Source organism: Pseudoduganella sp., from assembly GCF_041914865.1.
GTDB lineage: Bacteria > Pseudomonadota > Gammaproteobacteria > Burkholderiales > Burkholderiaceae_D > Rugamonas.
This window is the reverse complement of sequence record NZ_JAYSCO010000013.1, coordinates 59,437-79,826: the sequence shown is the minus strand read 5'-3', so window position 1 is coordinate 79,826 and position 20,390 is coordinate 59,437. Positions and strand designations below refer to the sequence as shown.

Annotated in this window: 8 protein-coding genes; 4 read left to right on the top strand and 4 right to left on the bottom strand. The window is 69.8% G+C overall.

Features of this window, described 5'->3' with window-relative positions; translation table 11 throughout:
• Positions 1-10: 10 nt before the first annotated feature.
• Complete coding sequence (locus ACE3TQ_RS08910; RefSeq protein ID WP_374581737.1) at positions 11-9,040, top strand: YDG domain-containing protein; 9,030 nt, start codon at positions 11-13, stop codon at positions 9,038-9,040.
• A gap of 21 nt (positions 9,041-9,061) precedes the next feature.
• Positions 9,062-10,774 carry a ShlB/FhaC/HecB family hemolysin secretion/activation protein gene (locus tag ACE3TQ_RS08905; RefSeq protein ID WP_374581736.1) on the top strand — a complete coding sequence of 571 codons (1,713 nt, stop codon included), beginning with the start codon at positions 9,062-9,064 and terminating at the stop codon, positions 10,772-10,774.
• A gap of 30 nt (positions 10,775-10,804) precedes the next feature.
• Here ACE3TQ_RS08905 and ACE3TQ_RS08900 read toward each other — a convergent pair whose 3' ends face one another.
• The 4 genes from ACE3TQ_RS08900 to ACE3TQ_RS08885 are packed head-to-tail and all read right to left on the bottom strand — an operon-like array spanning position 10,805 to position 16,883.
• The gene (locus tag ACE3TQ_RS08900; RefSeq protein WP_374581735.1) at positions 10,805-11,542 is read right to left on the bottom strand and encodes a substrate-binding periplasmic protein; all 738 of its coding nucleotides are present in this window, start codon (positions 11,540-11,542) and stop codon (positions 10,805-10,807) included.
• Positions 11,543-11,573: 31 nt separating this feature from the next.
• Positions 11,574-13,664, bottom strand: coding sequence for a putative bifunctional diguanylate cyclase/phosphodiesterase (locus ACE3TQ_RS08895; protein WP_374581734.1), 2,091 nt, complete (start codon positions 13,662-13,664; stop codon positions 11,574-11,576).
• Entirely contained in the window at positions 13,664-16,357 is a 2,694-nt protein-coding gene (locus ACE3TQ_RS08890) for a response regulator (RefSeq protein WP_374581733.1), read from the bottom strand. The genes ACE3TQ_RS08895 and ACE3TQ_RS08890 overlap by 1 nt, the downstream gene beginning before the upstream one ends.
• Positions 16,358-16,373: 16 nt before the next feature.
• Positions 16,374-16,883 carry a YfiR family protein gene (locus ACE3TQ_RS08885; protein ID WP_374581732.1) on the bottom strand — a complete coding sequence of 170 codons (510 nt, stop codon included), beginning with the start codon at positions 16,881-16,883 and terminating at the stop codon, positions 16,374-16,376.
• Between the two features lie 153 nt (positions 16,884-17,036).
• On the opposite strand from ACE3TQ_RS08885, the gene ACE3TQ_RS08880 reads away from it, so the two are divergent.
• Together ACE3TQ_RS08880 and ACE3TQ_RS08875 are read left to right on the top strand one after the other, a co-directional pair.
• Positions 17,037-19,016 (top strand): TonB-dependent receptor plug domain-containing protein, encoded by a 1,980-nt coding sequence (locus ACE3TQ_RS08880; RefSeq protein ID WP_374581730.1) that lies wholly within the window; start codon positions 17,037-17,039, stop codon positions 19,014-19,016.
• A gap of 12 nt (positions 19,017-19,028) precedes the next feature.
• Positions 19,029-20,318, top strand: coding sequence for an ABC transporter substrate-binding protein (locus tag ACE3TQ_RS08875; protein WP_374581729.1), 1,290 nt, complete (start codon positions 19,029-19,031; stop codon positions 20,316-20,318).
• Positions 20,319-20,390 lie beyond the last annotated feature (72 nt).

The following is a 20,390-nucleotide window of genomic DNA, read 5'->3' as shown; positions in this document are numbered from 1 at the left end:
GACTGATCCCATGCACAAACACGCTTCCGCCAACCGTTTCTACCGCCTCGTCTGGAGCACGCTGCACCGCTGCTGGGTCGCCGTGGCCGAGGGCACGCGCAGCCATGGCAAGGGCGGCGCGCGGCGCCGTGCCGCCGCCGTGCTGGCGGCCAGCCTGGCGCTGGGCGCTGCCAGCGGAAGCGCATTGGCGGCGCCGCCTGCGAATGCGCTGCCGACCGGCATGCGGCTGGTGGCGGGGCAGGCCGGCGTGTCTGTGAAGGGCAACAGCATGACCGTCAGCCAGGCCACGCAGCAGGCCATCATGAACTGGCAAGGCTTTGACATCGGCGCCAATGCGCAGGTGCGCTTCAACCAGCCGAACGCGTCGTCCGTGGCGCTGAACCGGGTGGTGGGCGGCGAGGCCACCACCATCCTGGGCAAGCTGTCCTCCAACGGCAAGGTGTTCCTGGTCAACCCGCAGGGCGTGCTGTTCGGCGCCGGCGCGCAGGTGGATGTGGGCGGCCTGGTGGCGACCAGCCTTGGCCTGTCCGACCAGTCCTTCCTGTCCGGCAGCTACCAGTTCCGCGCCGATGGCGCGGCGGGCGCGGTGCGCAATGAAGGCACGCTGCGCGCGCCGGGCGGCGTTGTGGCGCTGCTGGCGCCAAGCGTTTCGAGCAGCGGCAGCATCAGCGCCAACGGCGGCAGCGTGGCGCTGGCCGCCGGCCAGGCCGTGGGCCTGGACTTCCGCGGCGACGGCCTGATCACCGTGCGCGTGGAGCAGGGTGCGCTGGACGCGCTGGCCGAGAACAAGGGCCTGGTGCAGGCCGACGGCGGCCAGGTGCTGCTGACGGCGCGCGCCGCCGAAGCGCTGGCGCGCTCCACCGTCAACAACAGCGGCGTGGTGCAGGCGCGCGGCCTGGTGACCGACGGCGGCACGATCCGCCTGGTGGGCGACGGCCAGGTCCAGGCCGGCAGCCTGGACGCCTCCGCGGCGCACGGGCGCGGCGGCAGCGTGGCGGTGGAAGGCAGCTTTGTGGCGCTGGATGGCGCGCTGCGCGCCGACGGCCTGCAAGGCGGCAGCGTGGCCGTGAAAGCGGCGGGCGAGCTGTCGAATGCGGCGGCGCTGTCGGCTGCCGGTTCGGCCGGGCAGGGCGGCAGCATCGTGCTGGCCTCCGGCGCCGGCCTGCTGGAAAACAGCGCGGCATCGAGCAATGTGCGCGGCGCCACCGACGGCGGCAGCATTGCGCTGCAGGCCGGCGGCAGCCTGCTGTCGTCCGGCCGCCACGATGCGCGCGGCATGGCCGGCGTGGGCGGACGCGTGGATCTGGGCGGGGCCGACGTGCGCCTGCTGGGCACGCAGGTGGACGCCTCCGGCGCTACCCAGGGCGGCCTGGTGCGCGTGGGCGGCGCCTTCCAGGGCGGCGCGCAGCGCGCCGACGCGCCGGATGCGCAGCGCTTCAGCGGGCGCTGGGGCGCCACCGCCGCCATCGCCAATGCCGACGCCACCTTCATCAACGACAGCACCCTGCTGGACGTGTCCGCGCGCGGCGCGGGCGGCCAGGGCGGCACCGCCATCATATGGTCGCAGAAGCAGACCACCATGCTGGGCGCTATCAAGGCCACCGGCGCGGCCAGCGGCGGCGCGGTGGAAATCTCCGGCAAGGAAGACCTGCGCTACGTGGGCCTGGACAGCATCAGCCTGGGCCAGGGCGGCCACCTGCTGCTGGACCCGAAGAATATCGTGATCGGCAATTACGCCAACGTGTGGACCTATGACGCCATCCTGGGCAAAGGCTTCAGCGGCGGCAAGCATTACAACGTTGCCGGCCTGGACGAAGGCGACGGCATGGGCTACAGCGTGGCCCTGACCTCGGACGGCAACGGCATGGCGGTCGGCGCGCCGTTCGACGACGGCGTGGCCGGCGCGGCCGACAAGAACTACGGCGCGGTGCGCCTGTTCAGCTTCAGCGGCGGCAATTTCAGCGGTGCCACGCTGGCCGGCACCATCGGCCATGGCTACACCGGCACCAACAACCTGAACCTGTCGGCCAGCCTGGCCGGCCAGGACATGTTCGGCAGCTCGGTAGCCCTGAACAACAACGGCACCGCGCTGGCTGTCGGCGCCCTGGGCGCGGACCTGGCGGGCAAGGTGTACACCTTCAGCTTCGGCAGCGGCTTCAGTGCGCCGACGGCGGGCCAGGTCATTAGCAGCGGGACGCACGGCGCCGGCAGCGGCTTCGGCGTGTCGGTCGCCCTGAACGGCGCCGGCGACAAGCTGGCGGTGGGCGCGCTGTACGCCAACAGCGTCGAGCTGTTCAGCAAGTCGGGCGCCACCTTCGGCAGCGTCGGCAGCTTCACCGGCGGCGCCTCGTCCGAGGCGCAGTTCGGCACCGCCGTTGCGCTGGACGATACCGGCAGCCAGCTGGCGGTGGGCGCGCCGGGCGAGAACAGTGGGCGCGGCATGGTCTACCTGTACAACAACGCGTTCAGCGGCCGCAGCCTGGCCGGCACCATCGGCCAGGGCGGCAGCAAGGCCAATATCACGCTGCGCGAAGGCGCGCTGTTCGGCTCCGCACTGGCGCTGAGCGACGCCGGCACGCGCCTGGCAGTCGGCGAGCCGGGCAACGGCGGCCTGGAAGCCAATGGCCCCGGTCCTGGCGCGGTGCGCGTGTTCGACATGGGCGCCAACTTCGCCACGGCCAGCCTGACCGCTTCGCTCGGGCGCGACTATACCCAGGGCCGGGACATCAGCCTGGACCTGGACAATTACGGCAACTTCGGCTTCGCCGTGGCGCTGAACGGCGCCGGCGACGGCCTGGTGGTGGGCCAGCCCTTCACCAACTCCAGCGACGGCAACACGGCCGGCAGCGGCGCGGTGTCGGTGTTCCGCCTGGTGCCGGCGCCGGCCGCCGGTTCGCTGAGCTTCAGCCACGCGACGGCCAAGGCGCACCTGAACGCCACCATGGACGCGCAGAAGCTGGCCGCCGCGCTGGCGGCCGGCACCAGCATCACGCTGCAGGCCAATAACGACATTACCTGGGAGAGCGGCAGCGCCATGACCGCCGCCGGCAACGGCAACCTGACGCTGCAGGCGGGCCGCAGCGTGGTGCTCGGTTCCGACATCACCATGGGCGGCACGCTGAACGTGACGGCCAACGCAGGTACTACAGCGGGTGTGGTCAGCACCTATCGCGCTGCGGGCGAGGCCGTGATCAGCGTCGACAGCGGCCGGACCATCGATGCCGGTAATGTCAACCTGACCATCGATACCGGCGCAGGGCAAACCTATAAAGCGAACGGCGACATCACCATCGCCGGTACCGTCAAAGGCAACACGGTGACGGTTGTCAATAAGGGCGCGGACGAAGGCAGCAACGTTGTGATCGAGGCCGGCGGCAGCCTGGTTGGGCGCGGCGGCAACGGCGCCGCGACGGTGGTGGTGGCGGCGGCCGGCGCGGGTGGCGGCACCTTTACCAATAAAGCCGGTGCCACCGCGCTGCAGGGCGGCGCCAACGGCTACTACCACGTATATGCCGATGATCCGGACAAGGCATTGGAGGGCATGAGCGGCTACAGCAAGCATTACAACCAGGCCTACACCGGCAGCGCGCCAGCCTATGCAACGGGGGCCAACTGGTTCATGTACAAGCGGGCGCCTACGCTGACCGTGAGCGCGCAGGCGGCAAGCAAAGTCTACGACGGTACCGGCACGCTGCCTGTCTTCAATTACATCCCGGTCGGTCTGATCGACAACGACGCGTCGGCCGGCTTTACCGGCTCCGCTGCCGCCACTGGCTTCACCAAGAACGTCGGTACTTACAACCTGAATATCGGCACCCTGGCCAGCTCGCTCGGCTATACCATCAACTTCGCCGGCGGCACGCTGCAGGTGACGCCGCGCCAGCTGACGGTGTCGGCCACCGGCATCAACAAGGTGTACGACGGCCTGCTGTCGGCCGGCGTGACCCTGGGCGACAACCGCGTGGCGGGCGACGTGCTGACGGCCAGCGCCGCATCGAGCACCTTCGCCAGCAAACAGGTAGGCACGGGCAAGGCGGTCAGCGTGAGCGGCATTTCCCTGTCCGGCACCGATGCGGGCAACTACACGCTGGCTTCCACCTCGGCCAGCACCACGGCCAACATCACCGCGCGCACCCTGAACGTGAGCGCTACTGCCGCCGACAAGGTGTACGACGGCGGCGTTGCCGCCACTGCCACCCTGGGCGACGACCGCGTGGCGGGCGACACCCTGTCGCTCTCCAGCAGCGGCGCCGCGTTCGCCGACAAGAACGCCGGCAACGGCAAAACGGTACAGGTGAACGGCATCGCCGTTGCCGGCGCCGATGCGGCGAACTACGTGCTGGCTTCGACCAGCGCCACCGCCAGCGCCGCCATCACGCCGCGCCAGCTGACCGTGGGTGTGAATGCCGCCAACAAGGTGTACGACGGCACCGCGGCAGCCGTCGCCAGCTTCACGGACAACCGCATCGGCACCGATGTGCTGACCGTATCCGGCAGCGCGGCATTCGCCGACAAGAACGCAGGCAGCGGCAAGACCGTGACGGCCAGCGGCCTGGCGCTGTCCGGCGCGGACGCCGGCAACTACACCCTGGCCTCTCCTACGGCGAGCGGCACGGCAGCGATCACCCCGCGCGCGCTGGCGGTGACTGCCACCGGCAACAACAAGGTGTACGACGGCAGTACCGCCGCCAGCGTCAGTTTTGGCGACGACCGTGTGGCGGGCGATACGCTGACCGTAGGCGGCAGCGCGAGCTTCGCCGACAAGAATGCCGGCACCGGCAAAGCGATCTCGGTCAGCGGTATCTCGTTGTCCGGTGCCGACGCGAACAACTACTCGCTGTCGGTCAGCACGGCTGCCGCCACCGGCAATATCACGCAGCGCACGCTGACGGTGGGAACCAGCGGCGGCAACAAGATTTACGACGGCACCACCGCGGCCAGCGTGACCCTGACCGACGACCGCGTGGCCGGCGACTCGCTCATGCTGGGCAGCGGCAGCGCAAACTTCGCCGACAAGAACGCAGGCAGCGCCAAGGCGCTGAGCGTGGCCGGCATCACGCTGGGCGGCGCCGACGCCGCCAACTACGTGCTGGCCTCCAGCACCGCGAGCGGCAGTGCAGACATTGCCGCGCGCAGCCTGAACGTGACGGCCAGCGGCGTGGACCGCACCTACGATGGCAGCACCGCCGCCAGCGTGACCTACGGCGACAACCGCGTAGGCGGCGATGTGCTGACGATCAGCGGCAACGCCACTTTCGCCGACAAGAATGCGGGCAATGGCAAGGCGGTCAGCGTGAGCGGCATCGCCCTGTCCGGCGCCGATGCGGTCAACTACGTCCTGTCGTCCACCAGCGCCGCGACCACGGCCAACGTCGGCAAGCGCACGCTCACCGCCAGCGCCACTGGCATCGACAAGACCTATGACCAGGGCACGGCCGCCAGCGTGACGCTGGGCGACGACCGCGTCTCGGGCGACGTCTTGTCGCTGACCTACAGCGGTGCCGCCTTCGCCGACAAGAACGCGGGCAGCGGCAAGGCGATCAGCGTCAGCGGCATCGCGCTGGGCGGCACCGACGCCGGCAACTACACCCTGGCGTCGAGCGGCGCCACCGCCAGCGCCAATATCGGCAAGCGCACGCTGAACGTACTGGGCGCCACCGCGGCCAACAAGCAGTATGACGGCAGCACCGCCGCCACCGTCAGCTATACCGACGACCGCCTGGCTGGCGACGTGCTGGCAGTGGGCGGCAGCGCCGCCTTCGCCGACAAGAACGCCGGCACCGGCAAGACCGTGACCGCCAGCGGCCTGGCCCTGAGCGGCGCCGATGCGGGCAACTACACGCTGGCATCCAGCAGCATCAGCACCAGCGCCGATATCACCGCGCGCACGCTGAACATCAGCATCGCAGGCAGCAACAAGGTGTACGACGGCGGCACCGGCATCACCGTGTCGTTCAGCGACGACCGCGTGCAGGGCGACGTGCTGGCGGTGAACGGCAGCGGCACTTTCGCCGACAAGAACGTCGGCACCGGCAAGACCATCCAGGTCGGCGCGGTGACCCTGTCCGGCGCCGATGCCGGCAACTACACCGTGTCGGGCGCCGTGGCCACCACCACCGGCAATATCACCCAGCGTACGCTGGTGGTGAATGCCGTGGGCAGCAACAAGGTCTACGACGGCACCACGGCGGCCACGGCAACGCTGGGCGACGACCGCGTGGCCGGCGACCTGCTGACCGTGACCGGCGGCAGCGCTGCCTTCCTCGACAAGAACGCGGGCAGCGGCAAGGCGCTGGTGGTCAACGGCATTTCGTTGTCCGGCGCCGACAAGGACAACTACGTGCTGGCCTCCAGCACCGCCAGCGGCAGCGCCGATATCACGGCGCGCAGCTTGGCGGTCAGCGCCACCGGCGTGAACCGGGTGTACGACGGCAGCACGGCGGCCAGCGTGAACTTCGGCGACAACCGCGTGGCCGGTGACGACCTGGCGCTCAGCGGCAACGCCGCCTTCGCCGACAAGAATGCCGGCAACGGCAAGACGGTCAGCGTCAGCGGCATCACGCTGTCGGGCGCGGACGCCAGCAACTACACTTTGTCGGCCACGACCGCCAGCACCACGGCCAATATCACGCAGCGCGCCCTGGCGGTGACAGCCAGCGCCGCCGGCAAGGTGTATGACCAGACCACGGCCGCCAGCGCGACCCTGGCCGACAACCGCGTCAGCGGCGATGCCCTGACGCTGGGCTATGGTGCGGCCGCCTTCAGCGACAAGAACGCCGGCAACGGCAAGACGGTGAACGTCACCGGCATCACGCTGGGCGGCACCGACGCCGCCAACTACACCCTGGCCGCGACCAGTGCCAGCACCACGGCCAACATCACGCCGCGTACGCTGACGGCGACTGCCACCGGCGGCAACAAGGTGTACGACGGCACTGTGGCGGCCGTGGTGACTTACGCCGACAACCGCCTGGCGGGCGACGTGCTGAGCGTAAGCGGCAACGCCGCCTACGCCGACAAGAACGCCGGCAACGGCAAGGCCATCACGGTTTCGGGCCTGACCCTGTCGGGCGCCGACGCGGCGAACTATGCGCTGGGCGCCAGCACGGCGACGGCCAGCGGCAATATCACGCAGCGTACGCTGAACGTCAGCACCAACGGCAGCACCAAGGTGTACGACGGCACCACCACCGCGCAGCTGAGCTTTGCCGACGACCGCGTGGCGGGCGATACGCTGGTCCTGTCGGGCAGCGGCAGCTACGCCGACAAGAACGCCGGCACCGGTAAGACCGTGAACGCCACCGGCATTACGCTGGGCGGCGCGGACGCCGCCAACTACCAGCTGGCATCGATCACCGCCACTGGCACCGGCTCCATCACGCGCCGCACGCTGACGGTGAATGTGACGGCGGCGGACAAGGTGTACGACGGCAGCACTTCGACCTCGGTCTCGCTGTCGGGCGACAACCGGATTGCCGGCGACCAGCTCTCGCTGTCCGGCGGCTCGGGCAGCTTCGCCGACAAAAACGTCGGCAGCAACAAGGCGGTCAACCTGAGCGGCGTCTCCGTGAGCGGCGCCGATGCGGGCAACTACACCGTCTCCGTGATCGCCAATTCGACCGCCAGCATCACGCCGCGCGCGCTGCAGGTGGGCGCGACCGGCGTCGACAAGGTGTACGACGGCACCCTGGCGGCGATTGTCTCCTACAGCGACAACCGCCTGGCCGGCGACAGCCTGCAGGTCAACGGCAACGCGGTCTTTGGCGACAAGAATGTGGGCCAGGGCAAGGCGATCACCGTGTCCGGCATTTCCCTGTCGGGCGCCGATGCCGGCAACTACACGGTGGGCAGCGCCGCCACCGCCAGCGCGTCGATCACGCCGAAGGCGCTGACGGCGGTTGCCAACGGCAGCATCGGCAAAGTGTACGACGGCAGCACCGCAGCACAGCTGGCGGCCGGCCAGGTTGGCCTGTCCGGCTTTGCCAGCGGCGAAGGCGCCAGCGTCGGCGCGCTGCAGGGGCAGTACAACAGCGCCAATGTGGCGGGCGCCAACAGCGTCACGGCAGCCTTGCCGGGCGGCGCCGTCTCGGCCGCTGCAGGCACCGCGCTGTCGAACTATCTGCTGCCTAAGAACGTTACGCTGGCAGGCAGCATCAGCGCGCGCCAGGTATCGATCGGCGGCGTGGCAGTAGCCAACAAGACCTACGACGGCACCACCAATGCCAGCCTGTCGAGCATCGGCACGCTGTCCGGCCTGGTGAACGGCGAAAGCCTGGTGCTGCAGGCGCCGGCCAGCGTCCAGTTCGACAACCGCAATGCCGGCAACGGCAAAGTGGTTACGGCCAGCGGTTACACGCTGGGCAACGGCAGCGGCCTGGCGTCCAACTATGTCCTGGCCAGCAGCAGCGTCACCGCCAGCGGCAATATCACCCCGGCGACGCTGGTCGTGCGCGCCGACGACCAGGTGCGCGCCTTCGGCAACGCCAACCCGGCGCTGACCTGGACCGCTACCGGCCTGGTGGGTGGCGATACGGTGGCCCTGCTGGGCGACGTGCGCACCAGCACCGGCGCCGGTCTCGATGCGCCGGCCGGCAGCTACGCCATCAACATCAGCGGCAACAGCCTGGACAACTATGCGGTGAGCTACGTCAATGGCGTGCTGACCGTGCAGCGCGCACCGCAGCTGATCGACAACCTGGTGGGCGGCTTGCTCAATCCACCGCTGCCGATGCCGGGCCAGGGCGGCAGCCTGTGGGCCCAGCTGGGCAACGGCGGCGCGGCGCTGGTCTCGCTGCCGGGCGCGAACGGCGTGCAGGACCGCGTGCCGGAAGGCGTCGCCGGCAACGGCGGCGCGGGTAGCAACGGCGGTGCCAATGCGGCAGCGCTGGCGGGCCAGCTGGTGCAGTCTGGCCGGAACGGCGGCAACGGCAGCGCCCTGCAGCAGCAGTCCGACAATGAAACCCGCGAATACACCATCGGCGGCGGCAGCCGCGTAATGGTGCGCGGCGGCGGCGTGAACACCGTCGGCGCCCCCAACTGATCAGAAGCAGGAAGATAGCAAGTGCAGAAACATACGAAAAACAGCCTGGCGCTGGCCATCCTGTGCAGCCCATCCCTGGCGCTGGCCCAGGCTCAACCGCTGCCGGATGCCGGCCGCATCCTGGAACAGAACCGTCCCCCGGCGCTGGTGCGCCAGCCCGCCGCCAGCGGCAAGGTGCTGCCCGACGCCGCCCCGCTGCCGGGCCTGGCGCTGGAAGGCGCGCAGAAGGTGCTGGTGCGCCGCTTTGTGCTGCAGGGCGTGAGCGCATTCGCGCCGGCCGCCTTGCAGCAAGTGCTGGCGCCCTACAGCGGCCGCGAACTCACTTTCGCCGAACTGCAGCAGGCCTGCAATGCCGTCACCGCCTTCTACCGCGAACGCGGCTATTTCGTCGCCAGCGCCGTGCTGCCGGCGCAGGAGATCGGCAACGGCGAGGTGACCATCCAGGTGCTGGAAGGCCGCATCTCGCAGGTGCGCCTGGTACCAGACGCCAGCGTGCGCCTGCGCCCCGCCGTGGCGCAGCGCTACCTGGACGCCCTGGTACCGGTCGGCCAGCCGGTGCAGGAAGACCGCCTGGAGCGCGCCTTGCTGCTGGTGCAGGACCTGCCCGGCATGGGCGCGCGCGCCGAATTAAGCAAGGGCCAAGGCCTGGGCGAATCGGAGCTGGCGGTGCAGCTGGGCGAAGGCCCGCTGGCCAGCGGCTCGCTCAGCATCGACAACGCCAGCAACCGCTACACCGGCGCCACGCGCCTGTCCGGCAACCTGGCGCTGAATGACCTGGGCGGCTACGGCGGCCAGCTGTCGCTGCTGGCCTCCACCGCCGGCGACGGCTACCGCTACGGCCGCGCGGGCTACATCGCGCCGCTGGGCGGCAGCGGTCTGAAAGCCGGCGCCGCCTTCTCGCGCATGCGCTACAAGCTGGGCGAGGAGTTCAAGGCACTGGACGCGCACGGCACCGCCAATGTGGCGCAGCTGATCGCCAGCTATCCGCTGCTGCGCACGCGCGCCACCAACCTGCAGCTGCGCGCCGGCTACGACGACAAGCGCTACGAAAACTTCGCCAGCGGCGCCGTCACCAGCGACAAGCATGTGCGGCTGCTGCCGCTGGCCCTGAGCTTCAGCCGCCAGCAGGAAAGCGCCGCCACCCAGGCCAGCCTGGAGCTGGGCCTGGGCCACCTTGACCTGGACGGCAACGCGGCAGCGGCGGCGGCCGATGCCGCCGGTGCGCGCAGTGCCGGCCGCTTCGCCCACCTGTCCTACCAGGTGGGCCGCCTGCAGCGCGTGGCGGGCAACCTGGGCCTGCTGCTGAACGCCAGCGGCCAGTTCGCCTCGCGCAACCTGGAGTCCGGCGAAAAAATGTCGCTGGGCGGACCGGGCCGCGTGCGCGCCTATCCGGCCGGGGAAGCCAGCGGCGACGAAGGCCACGTGCTGTCGGCCGAACTGCAGCTGGAGCTGCCGGCCTGGCGCACCGGCCTGGCGGCCTTTGTCGATGCCGGCCACGTGCGCCTGAACAAGCATGTGTACACCGGCGCCTTGCCGGCCAACGGTCCCGGCAACAGCTATACGCTGAAGGGCGCCGGCCTGGGTGCGACCTGGCGCAGCACCGGCGGCGCCTCGCTGCAGGTGCAGGTGGCGCGCAAGATCGGCGCCAACCCGGCGCCGGGTAGCAAGGGCGAGGACGCGGACGGCAAGTCGTCGCGCGTGCGCGGCTGGTTCACGGCCAGCCTGCCGTTCTGAGGCCGCGGCGCCGGGCGGCCGGCGCGCGCCTTACTTGAACCACTTGTCTTCCAGCTCCTTGTAGCGCGGCGACTTGCGCAGCCTGGCGTAGCCCTCGTTGAAGCGGGCCAGCATGTCGGCGCTGCCAGGGAAGTGCTTGCTGAAGGCGATGAAGAGTTCCGGTGTCGCGACCGTGCCGACCAGGACGAATTTGCCGCCGAATTCGGCTGGCTTGCTGCGGAACAGCGCCTCGGCGATGCGCGCTTCCGCCGCCATATACTGGATGCGGCCCGCGTGCAGCATGCGGAAACCGTGTTCGTTCTTGTCGACCACATGGCGCACGATGCGCGTGTTGAGGTCGAACGCGTCGCCGTACTCGTAATCGCGCTGCACGCCGACGATATGGCCTTCCAGGTCGCGTGCGCGCAGGTTGCGCTCCGTCGCGCCGGCGCGCGCATAGATATTCATGTGGGTGGAGAACAGCGGCAGCTTGGGCCACAGGTAATGCGGCGCGATCAGGCTGTTGGGCACCGCGTCGAAGCAGGCCAGCAGGCGTCCGGCCCTGGTTTCGGCCATGCAGCGCGAATAGGGCAGGGCCTTGAAATGCACATCCACCCCTGCCAGGGCGTACGCCTCGCGCACCACGTCCACCGCAAAGCCGCGCGCATGCCCGTCCGGGCCCGACGAGTAGGGCGCCCAGTCGTCCTCGGCGCCGATGGTGACCGTGGGCGCGGCGGCGGCCGGCAGCAGCAGCGCGGCCAGGATGGCGGTAATCAGTGCTCGACGCATGGGTTTGGGATGGTGTGGGTGCCGTGCTGGGTCATGTCAGGTTCCTATTGTACGCCCGAAGCCAGGCGGCAAAGTCGGCCGCCGGCAGCGGGCGCGCCACCAGGTAGCCTTGCATGGCGTCGCAGCCCTGATCCTGCAGCAGGGCGCGCTGCGCTTCGGTTTCCACGCCCTCGGCCACGGTTTGCAGGCTGAGGGCGCGCGCCAGCGCGATGATGGACTGCACGATGGCCAGCGCGGCGCGGTCCTGCAGCAGCTCGCGCACGAAGGACTGGTCGATCTTCAGCACGTCCAGGCGGAAGTGGCGCAGGTAGTTCAGGCTCGAGAAGCCGGTGCCGAAATCGTCGATGGCGATGGAAAAGCCGAGTGCTTTCAAGCGCTCCAGCGTGGCAGCGGTGCGCCGCACGTCGGCCATCAGCATCGATTCGGTCAGCTCCAGTTCAATCGCCGCCGGCGGCGTGCCCAGTTCGGCCAGCATGCGGCCCATATTGTCGGCGAACTCCGGCTGCGCGAACTGGCGCGCCGAGACATTCACCGCCAGCACCGGCACCGCCAGCCCGGCGGCGCGCCAGGCGGCGTGCTGGCGGCAGGATTCGGCCAGCACCCAGTCGCCGATGGCGCCAATCAGGCCGCACTCCTCGGCCACCGGGATGAAGCGGTTGGGCGGCACCAGCTGCCCTTCGTCGTTGCGCCAGCGGATCAGCACCTCGGCGCCGGTCAGGCGGCCGTCGGCCATGGCCAGCTTGGGCTGGTAGTACAGCTCGAACTGGCCGGCTTCCAGGGCGCGCCGCAGTTCCATTTCCAGCTTCAGGCGCGACAGGATGCTGGCGTTCAGCTCCGGCGCATAGAACTGGAAGTTGTTGCGGCCCTGTTCCTTGGCCAGGTACATGGCGGCATCGGCATTGCGCACCAGGACTTCCGGCGTGTCGCCGTCATCCGGGTAGCAGGCAATGCCCATGCTGGCCGAAACGTGCAGGCGCATGCCCATCACCTCATAGGGCTCGGCCAGGTGCGCCAGCATGGCCTGGGCGCGCGCGGCGATGGCGGCGCCATGGCCGGCGCCGGGGCACAGCAGCACGAATTCGTCGCCACCCATGCGGCCCACCGTATCGCCGCCGCGCAGGGCGCCGTGCAGGCGCTGCGCCACCTGTTGCAGCAGCTGGTCGCCGCAGGCGTGGCCGAGCGAGTCGTTGATGTTCTTGAAGCGGTCGATATCGACGAACAGCACCGCCACCTGGCTGTCGTCGCGCTTGCCTTGGGCCAGCGCCACCGCCAGCCGGTCGGCCACCAGGCGCCGGTTGGGCAGGCCGGTCAGCTCGTCGTGGAAAGCCAGGTGGGCGATGCGCTGCTCCTGCACCTTGCGCAGCGAAATATCGGTAAACAGGGCGATGTAGTGTTCCGGCTCGCCCTCGGCGTCGCGGCACAGGCTCATGGAGAACCAGGCCGGGAACGTGTCGCCGTTGCGGCGGCGGCAGGTGAACTCGCCCTGCCAGGCATTGTTGGCGGCCAGCGTTTCCCACATGGTCTGGTACTGGATGCGGGCGCCCACGTCGGCGAACAGCAGCGCCGGGTCCTGGCCCAGCACGGACTGCGCCGGATGGCCGCTGATGCGGGTGAAGGCGGCGTTGGTGGAGATGATGCGGTTGTGGCGGTCGCAGATCAGGATGGCGTCGTTGCTGGCCTCGAACACGCTGGCGGCCAGCCGCATGCGCATGGCCCCCAGGGCCAGCTCGCGCATGGCCTGGTGCGCGCGCAGCAGGAAGCGGGTGCGGTGCGCCAGCGTGCCCCAGGCGATGGGCTTGGTGATGAAGTCGGTGGCGCCGCTCTGGTAGGCGCGCTGGATCGATTCGTTGTCGTTGACGCCGGTGACCATGGCGATCGGCAGGTCGCGCCCGTGCGGCAGGGTGCGGATGCGCTCGCACAGCGCCACGCCGTCGCCGTCGGGCAACAGCACGTCCAGCAGCACCACGTCCGGGTGGCAGTCCTCGAACAGCGCCAGGGCCTGCGCCGCGCTGGCAGCTTCCACCACCTCGAAGCCGCCTTCCTCCAGCGTGGCGCGGGTGATCAGGCGCGCCGCCAGCTCATCGTCCACCACCAGCACCAGCGGATTGGCGCGGCGCTCCATCACGCCTCCCGCGCCTGCAGCGCGCGCAGGGCGTCGCTGGTGGCGTGGTATGAGCGCGCCAGTTCGGCCATGGCCGCTTCCAGCTCGTCCAGCTGGCCGTGGCGGGCGCGCTGTTCCAGCTCGGCGCACAGTTCCGACAGCTGGCGCGCGCCGACATTGGCCGAGCCGTTTTTCAGCGAATGGGCGGCGCGGTAGAGCAGGGCGCTGTCGCTGGTGCGCGCCGCCAGCTGCATCTCCTCATACAGTCCGGGCGACTGCTCCAGCCAGGCGTCCACCACGCGCCGCAGCAGGCCCGGACGCAGCCGGCGCAGCGTGTCCAGCGCCTCGGCCTCCAGCAGCCCGGCGGGCGCGGCGCCGGCATCGCCCGCCGCGTCCGCAGCCGCCGGCGCGGCGAGGCCGGCCGCAGCCGCGCGCGCGCCGCGCGCCGGGGCCGGCGCCAGCCAGCGCCGCAGCATGTCGCCCAGCTGGTCTTGGGTGAACGGCTTCGACAGGTATTCATCCATGCCCACCGCCAGACAGCGCTGGCGGTCGCCCGCCACCGCATTGGCGGTCAGCGCCACGATCGGGATGTGGCGCTCGCTGCCCTCGCGCGCGCGGATGGCGGCGGTGGCCTGGAAGCCGTCCATCACCGGCATCTGGCAATCCATCAGGATCAGGTCGAACTGCTGGCGCTCCAGCAGCGCGATCACGTCCATGCCGTTGGCCGCCACCTCCACCGAGACGCCCAGGTTGTGCAGCATGGCCAGCGCCACCTCCTGGTTGGCCAGGTTGTCTTCCGCCAGCAGCACGTGGCCGGACAGGCGCAGGCGGCGCGCGCGCGGGCGCGGCGCGTCTTTGCCGCCGGGCGCCTTGCGCAGGGCATGGCACAGGGCGTTGTACAGTTCCGACTGGCGCACCGGCTTGGTCAGCACCTGCGGCGCGTTGGCCTCGCCGCTGCCGTGCCACTGCATGCCGGCGGAACTGAGCATGATGACCGGCACCGCCGCCAGCTGCGGCTGTTGCTGCATATAGGTGACCAGGCCCGCGCCGTCTTCGTCCGGCATCATCATGTCGGTGATCACCAGCTCGAACGGCTGCACGCTGCGCGCCAGCGCCTGGCGCGCCCCGGCCACGTCCTGCACCTGGGTCACGCGGCAGCCCCACGAATGCAGCTGCTCGGTCAGGATTTCCAGGTTCACCTCATTGTCGTCCACCACCAGCACCCGCATCGGCTCCAGCATGGCTTCCTGCTCGTCCGGCACGGCCGCCGCGCGCGGCAGTTCCAGCGTGAAGGCGAACTCGCTGCCCACGCCTTCCTTGCTCTGCACCGTGATGACGCCGCCCATCAGCCCCACCAGGCGCTGCGAGATGGCCAGCCCCAGGCCGGTGCCGCCGAAGCGGCGCGTGGTCGAACTGTCGGCCTGGGTGAAGGCTTCGAACAGGATGGGCAGCTTGTCGGCCGCGATGCCGATGCCGGTGTCGCTGACGGAGAAATGGATGCGCGCGCGTTCGCCCGGCGCATCCTCCGCCTCGGCGCGCAGCACCACCTGTCCGCGCTCGGTGAACTTGACGGCATTGGCCAGCAGGTTGGTCAGCACCTGGCCCAGGCGCTTGCTGTCGCCGCGCAGCATCAGGGCGCGCGTGGGCGCCGCGCAGCTAAGTTCCAGCCCCTTGCCGTGCGCCACCGGCGCAAAGCGCTCGGCCACGTTCTCCAGTAAGAGCGTCAGGCTGAAGGCCGCATCGTCCAGCTCAAAGCGGCCGGCTTCGATCTTGGAAAAGTCGAGCAGGTCGTTCAGCAGCGACAGCAGGTCGTCGCCTGAGCGGCGCACGATGCGCACGAAGCGGCGCTGCCGCTCATCCAGCTCGGTGTTGCCGAGCAGGTCGGTCATGCCCAGCACCCCGTTCAGCGGCGTGCGGATCTCATGGCTCATCATGGCCAGGAACTCGCTCTTGGCGCGGCTGGCCGCTTCCGCCGCGTCGCGCGCCCGCACCAGGTCGGCCGTGCGGTGCGCGATTTCCTGTTCCAGGTGGTCGCGGTGGCGCGCCAGCTCGGCATCGCGCGCCTCGATCTGCGCCAGCATTTCATTGAAGCGGCGCGCCAGCTGGGCCGCCTCGTCCTGGTCGCGTCCCGGATCGGCGCGCAGGCTGTAGTCGCCGCGCGTGCCGACCGCATTGGCCAGGCGCGACAGGCGCAGCAGGGGCGCGCCCAGGCGCCCGCCCATATACCAGGCCAGCAGGCCCACGCCGAGCAGGCCGGCCAGGCCCTGGATGCCGGCCGCCAGCATGGCGTCCAGCATGGCCTGGTCCACATAGCGCAGGGAGCCGCGCAGTTCGACCTGGCCGATCACCGCGTCCTTCTGCCGCACCGGCGCGCGCGCCAGCAGCACCTTGCCGGCATCGCCGCCCGCGCCGGCGCCCTGGAAGCTGACGAACACACGGCCGCCGGGATGGCTGACGGTGGCCTGCACCACTTCCGGCACGCTGGCCAGCGCCGCCAGGGTCTGGCGTCCGGCTTCCGGGTCGTCGAAGGTGAGGGCGGCGGCGCTGCTGTAGGCGATCATCTCGGCCAGGCCGTCCAGCGAGCGCTGGGCCTGGGCGGTGAGGGTGGTCTGCTGCGAGCGCAGGAACACCAGCTCGAACACCAGCAGCATGACCGCGCACAGGGCCAGCACCAGCCAGGTGATCTTCTGTTTGAGCATGAGCCGGCGCCACATATGCCCTTCCTCGCCTTCAGCGCAAATTGACGGCCAGTTTCAGCAACTGCGAACTGACCTTGTAGTTGCCCCGCTTGAGCATGTCCATGTTCACCTTGAACTGGACACGGCCATTCAGTTCCACCAGCCCGATCGCGCCGCCCGCATCGGTAAAGTCGTCCTGGTCGCCCACGGTCAGCACCTTGGGGTAGCTGGCGCTGACGCGTTCCAGCAGCTCGCGCGCGGTGTTGTCCTGGATGTAGAGCAGGTGGCAGGCGCCCACATCCGGCGTGGCGGCCGGCCGGACCTGGATGGTGCGGCTGTCGATGGTGCGGCCGTTGACCTGGCCGAACGCCGCCTCGGTGCGGCGGTCGGCATTGGCCAGGCACAGCACCAGCGGGCCGTTGCCCTGGTCCGCCGGCCATTCCGTAAATTTCATGAAATTGAAGACCAGCGCGGCCTTGATCTGTTCCTTCGAGACCGACGCCTGCGCGTTCAGGATGGGCGGCCAGCAAGCCGCCAGCAGCAGGGCGTAGCGGAGCGTCACTGAAACAAGGTCAGGCTGCATCCCAGCAAGTATAAACTTTGCCACCATTCGCGTTTGACTATTTGAAAGATTGTTGTGCCCAAGCCAAAAGCGTCGCGCTGCAGCGCAAAATAGGACTACTATTGCCCGGTCACCTTGCCGGAGGATGCCATTTTGGATACGGACTTGTTCAACGTCAGTGTCGAAGCCCTGCTGGACATGCCGTTCAGTACCGCCAGCCGGCAAACCCTGTCGGCGCGCGACGCCCCGGCGGTGATCTCGGTGATTACGGCGGAAGACATCCGCCAGTTCGGCTACCGCTCGGTGGCCGAAGCGCTGGTGCAGGTGCCCGGCATGTACGCCATTTCCGACCGCGTGGCACCCAATGTCGGCGTGCGCGGCATCAACGCCGGCGTGCGCGCCTGGTCGCGCATACTGAAAGTCATGCTGGACGGGCAGCCGCTGGCCTTCCGCAGCGACGCCAGCAACTTCCTCGGCCCCAGCCTGCTGAATATGGAAGCGGTCGAACGCATCGAGGTGGTGCGCGGTCCCGCCTCTGCACTGTACGGCGCCGACGCCTTCCTCGGCGTGGTGAACATCATCACGCGCAGCGGCGAGCAGCGGCAGCATGCGGTAACCGCCAGTTACAGCGCGGGCGGCGAGCGCGGCGCCGCGCTGGCCGCGCATGCCCAGGCGGCCCACGGCCCCTGGCAGTTCATGGCATCCGTGGCCGGCGCCGGGCTGCAACGCAAGGACGTTGGCTTGCCCGCCAGTTCGCCCCTGTACCGGCGCGCGACCACGGCCGCCGGCGCCACCGCCTCGGGCGACGACGATACGCGCCCGCGCAACGCCCTGCTGCGCGTGGGCTACGCGGCCGATGTGCACGACACCACCCTGATGGCGCACGCCTACCGCCTGGACAGCGACGCCCAGTTCCTCGACTTCGGCATCCTGAGCCGCGACAACCGCCTGGCGCTGTACCAGCGCACCGTGCGCCTGCAGCACGAATACCGCGGCTGGGAAAGCTGGACCCTGCGCGCCAGCGCCGCCCATGCCGAGGGCGAGCCGGATGGGCGCGAGCGCCTGTCGCTCGGCGCGGCGGCCAGCTACCCGCAGCGCGCCATCGGCTTTTCCGAACAAGCCTACAACCTGGAAGTGCAGCGCCGCTTCGGCGAGCAGCACAGCGTGGTGCTGGGGCTGGACCGCAGCCGCGACGCCGAGGAGCGCATGCGCGTCTACAGTGTGGACGTGGCCAGCGGGCGCCGCACGCTGGTCTCCGGCCAGGAGGCGCGTGAGCGCATCACCAATACCGGCGCCTACCTGCAATACAGCTTCCGCCCCTGGGGCTGGCTCGGGGTTACCGCCAATGTGCGGCGCGACCGCCACAGCGTGTTCGGCGCCGACACCAACCACCGCATCGCCCTGGTCGGCAGCCTGTCGCCCACGCTGCACTATAAGTTGCTGCACGGCACTTCCTATAAAGCCCCCACGGCCAGCCAGCTGTACGCCCAGCCGCTGTACGCCGGCGAGGTGCTGGGCAACCGCGCGCTGCGTCCCGAAACCTCGGCCAGCACGGAAGCCAGCCTGCACTGGCAGGCCACGCCGGAACTGGCGCTGTCCGCCAACGCCTACACGCTCACGGTGCGCGACAAGACCGAGCTGCTGCCGCTGGGCGCCAACCTGCAGCCGCAGAACAGCGGGCGGCAGGAAGGCAAGGGCTGGGAAGGCGAGGCGATGTGGCAGCGCGGCGCGCAACGCTGGCGCGCGCAGCTGGCCTGGGCCGATACGGACGACCATTTCCAGCCGCGCCTGCAAGCGGTGCAGGTGACGCCGACCGCCAGCTACCCGCGCCTGGTGGCGCGCCTGAGCTGGCAGGTACTGCACGCCGGGCTGGGGCAGTTTGCGCTGTCGGCGCGCCACGTCTCGCCGCGCCGCGCCAGCAAGGTGAATAGCCAGGAAAACCTGCTGCGGCCCTATCAGTTGCCGTCCTACGCGCTGGCCGACGCCAACTGGCAGCGCAGCATCGGGCGCCACACGCTGGCCCTGCGCATCAGCAACCTGTTTGACCGGCAGTACGCCGAACCCGGTTACGGCGGCATCGACCTGCCGGGCGAGCCGCGCACGGCGACCGTCAGCTACAGCTACCGTTTCTAAGCGGAGGACAGCATGGAAAAGTGCGGCAAGACACCCGCTGCGGCCACCCTGGCGCTGGCAATGGCGCTGGCGCTGATGCTCGCCGGTTGCGGCGGCGGCACCTCGGTCGATGCCAACCCCGCCGCCGTGACCACGCCCGGCACGGTAAAACTCGGCCTGCTGACCACGCGCACCGGCAGCGCCGCCAACCAGGGCCAGTTCGTCGAGTACGCGGCGCGCCTGGCGGTGCAGGAGATCAACGCCGCCGGCGGCGTGAACGGCCAGCCCCTGGAGCTGGTGCTGCGCGACGACAAACTCGATGCCGACACCGGCGTGCAGAGCGCCCGCGAACTGCTGGCGATGGATTTGCCCGCCATCTTCGGACCATTTTCCAGCCGCGTCGCCATTCCCGTAGCGCAGCAGGCCACCATCGCCGCCGGCATGCCCTTCATTGTCAGCGGCTCCTCGCCGCAGATCACCACCCTGGCCGACAACGGCACGGTATGGCGCACCGTCGCCTCCGACGTGCTGCAAGGCGCGGCGGTGGCCGACCACATGCTGGCCCAGGGCCACAGCCGCATCGCCATCCTGCACGTGGACGACGTGTTCGGGCAGGGCGCCAGCGAAGCGGTGCGCGCCCGCCTGGCCGCGCGCGGCCTGCCGCCGCTGGCCAAGGTGCAATACCCGGCCAACAAGACGGTCGGTTTCGACGCCGAACTGACAGCCTTGCTGGCCAACGGCGTGCCCGACGCCGTCTTCATTGCCGGTTTCGCGCTCGATGGCGCCAGCATTGCCCGCGGCCTGAAAGAGAGGCTCGGGGCGCAGATGCCGCGCCTGTATGGCGCCGGCAACTTCGGCGTCGCCTTCCTCAACAACGCCGGTGAAGCCGGCATCGGCATGCAGGCAGTTTCGCCCACGGCCCCGCGCGACTCGCCCGATTACGCGGCCTACCGCAGCGCCTTCGTCAAGGCGGTTGGCCTGGAGCCGGAAGGCACCTCCTTCACCGGCTACGACGCGGTCTACCTGATCGCCCTGGCCATGGCCCAGGGCGGCGCCAACACGCGCAGCGCGGTGCTGGCCAACCTGGCCTCCGTCTCGCGCGCCGACGGCGCGGCAGCGCTGCAGGTCCACCCCGGCCAGTACGCGCAAGCGCTGGCCGCCATCAAGGCCGGGCGCGATATCGACTACCAGGGCGTGGGCAGCGTGATCGACTTCGACGCCAGTGGCGACCCCACCGCCGGCACCTACCTGATCCTGGAAGCGGTCAAGGCAGCGGACGGGAGCGTGAGCTTCGTCGAACGGAAGGTCATTTCCTTCCCTTAGGCCAGGTCTGGCACCTAGCCATCTGCTAGCCCCGAATCCCCGCCGTTGCAGGCTTTATGGCCCGCGTTGCTG

Coding starts and splice junctions, on each gene's coding strand:
- ACE3TQ_RS08910 (WP_374581737.1), top strand. CDS start 11: ATGCACAAACACGCTTCCGCCAACCGTTTCTACCGCCTCGTCTGGAGC.
- ACE3TQ_RS08900 (WP_374581735.1), bottom strand. CDS start 11,542: ATGCGTCGAGCACTGATTACCGCCATCCTGGCCGCGCTGCTGCTGCCG.
- ACE3TQ_RS08895 (WP_374581734.1), bottom strand. CDS start 13,664: ATGGAGCGCCGCGCCAATCCGCTGGTGCTGGTGGTGGACGATGAGCTG.
- ACE3TQ_RS08890 (WP_374581733.1), bottom strand. CDS start 16,357: ATGTGGCGCCGGCTCATGCTCAAACAGAAGATCACCTGGCTGGTGCTG.
- ACE3TQ_RS08875 (WP_374581729.1), top strand. CDS start 19,029: ATGGAAAAGTGCGGCAAGACACCCGCTGCGGCCACCCTGGCGCTGGCA.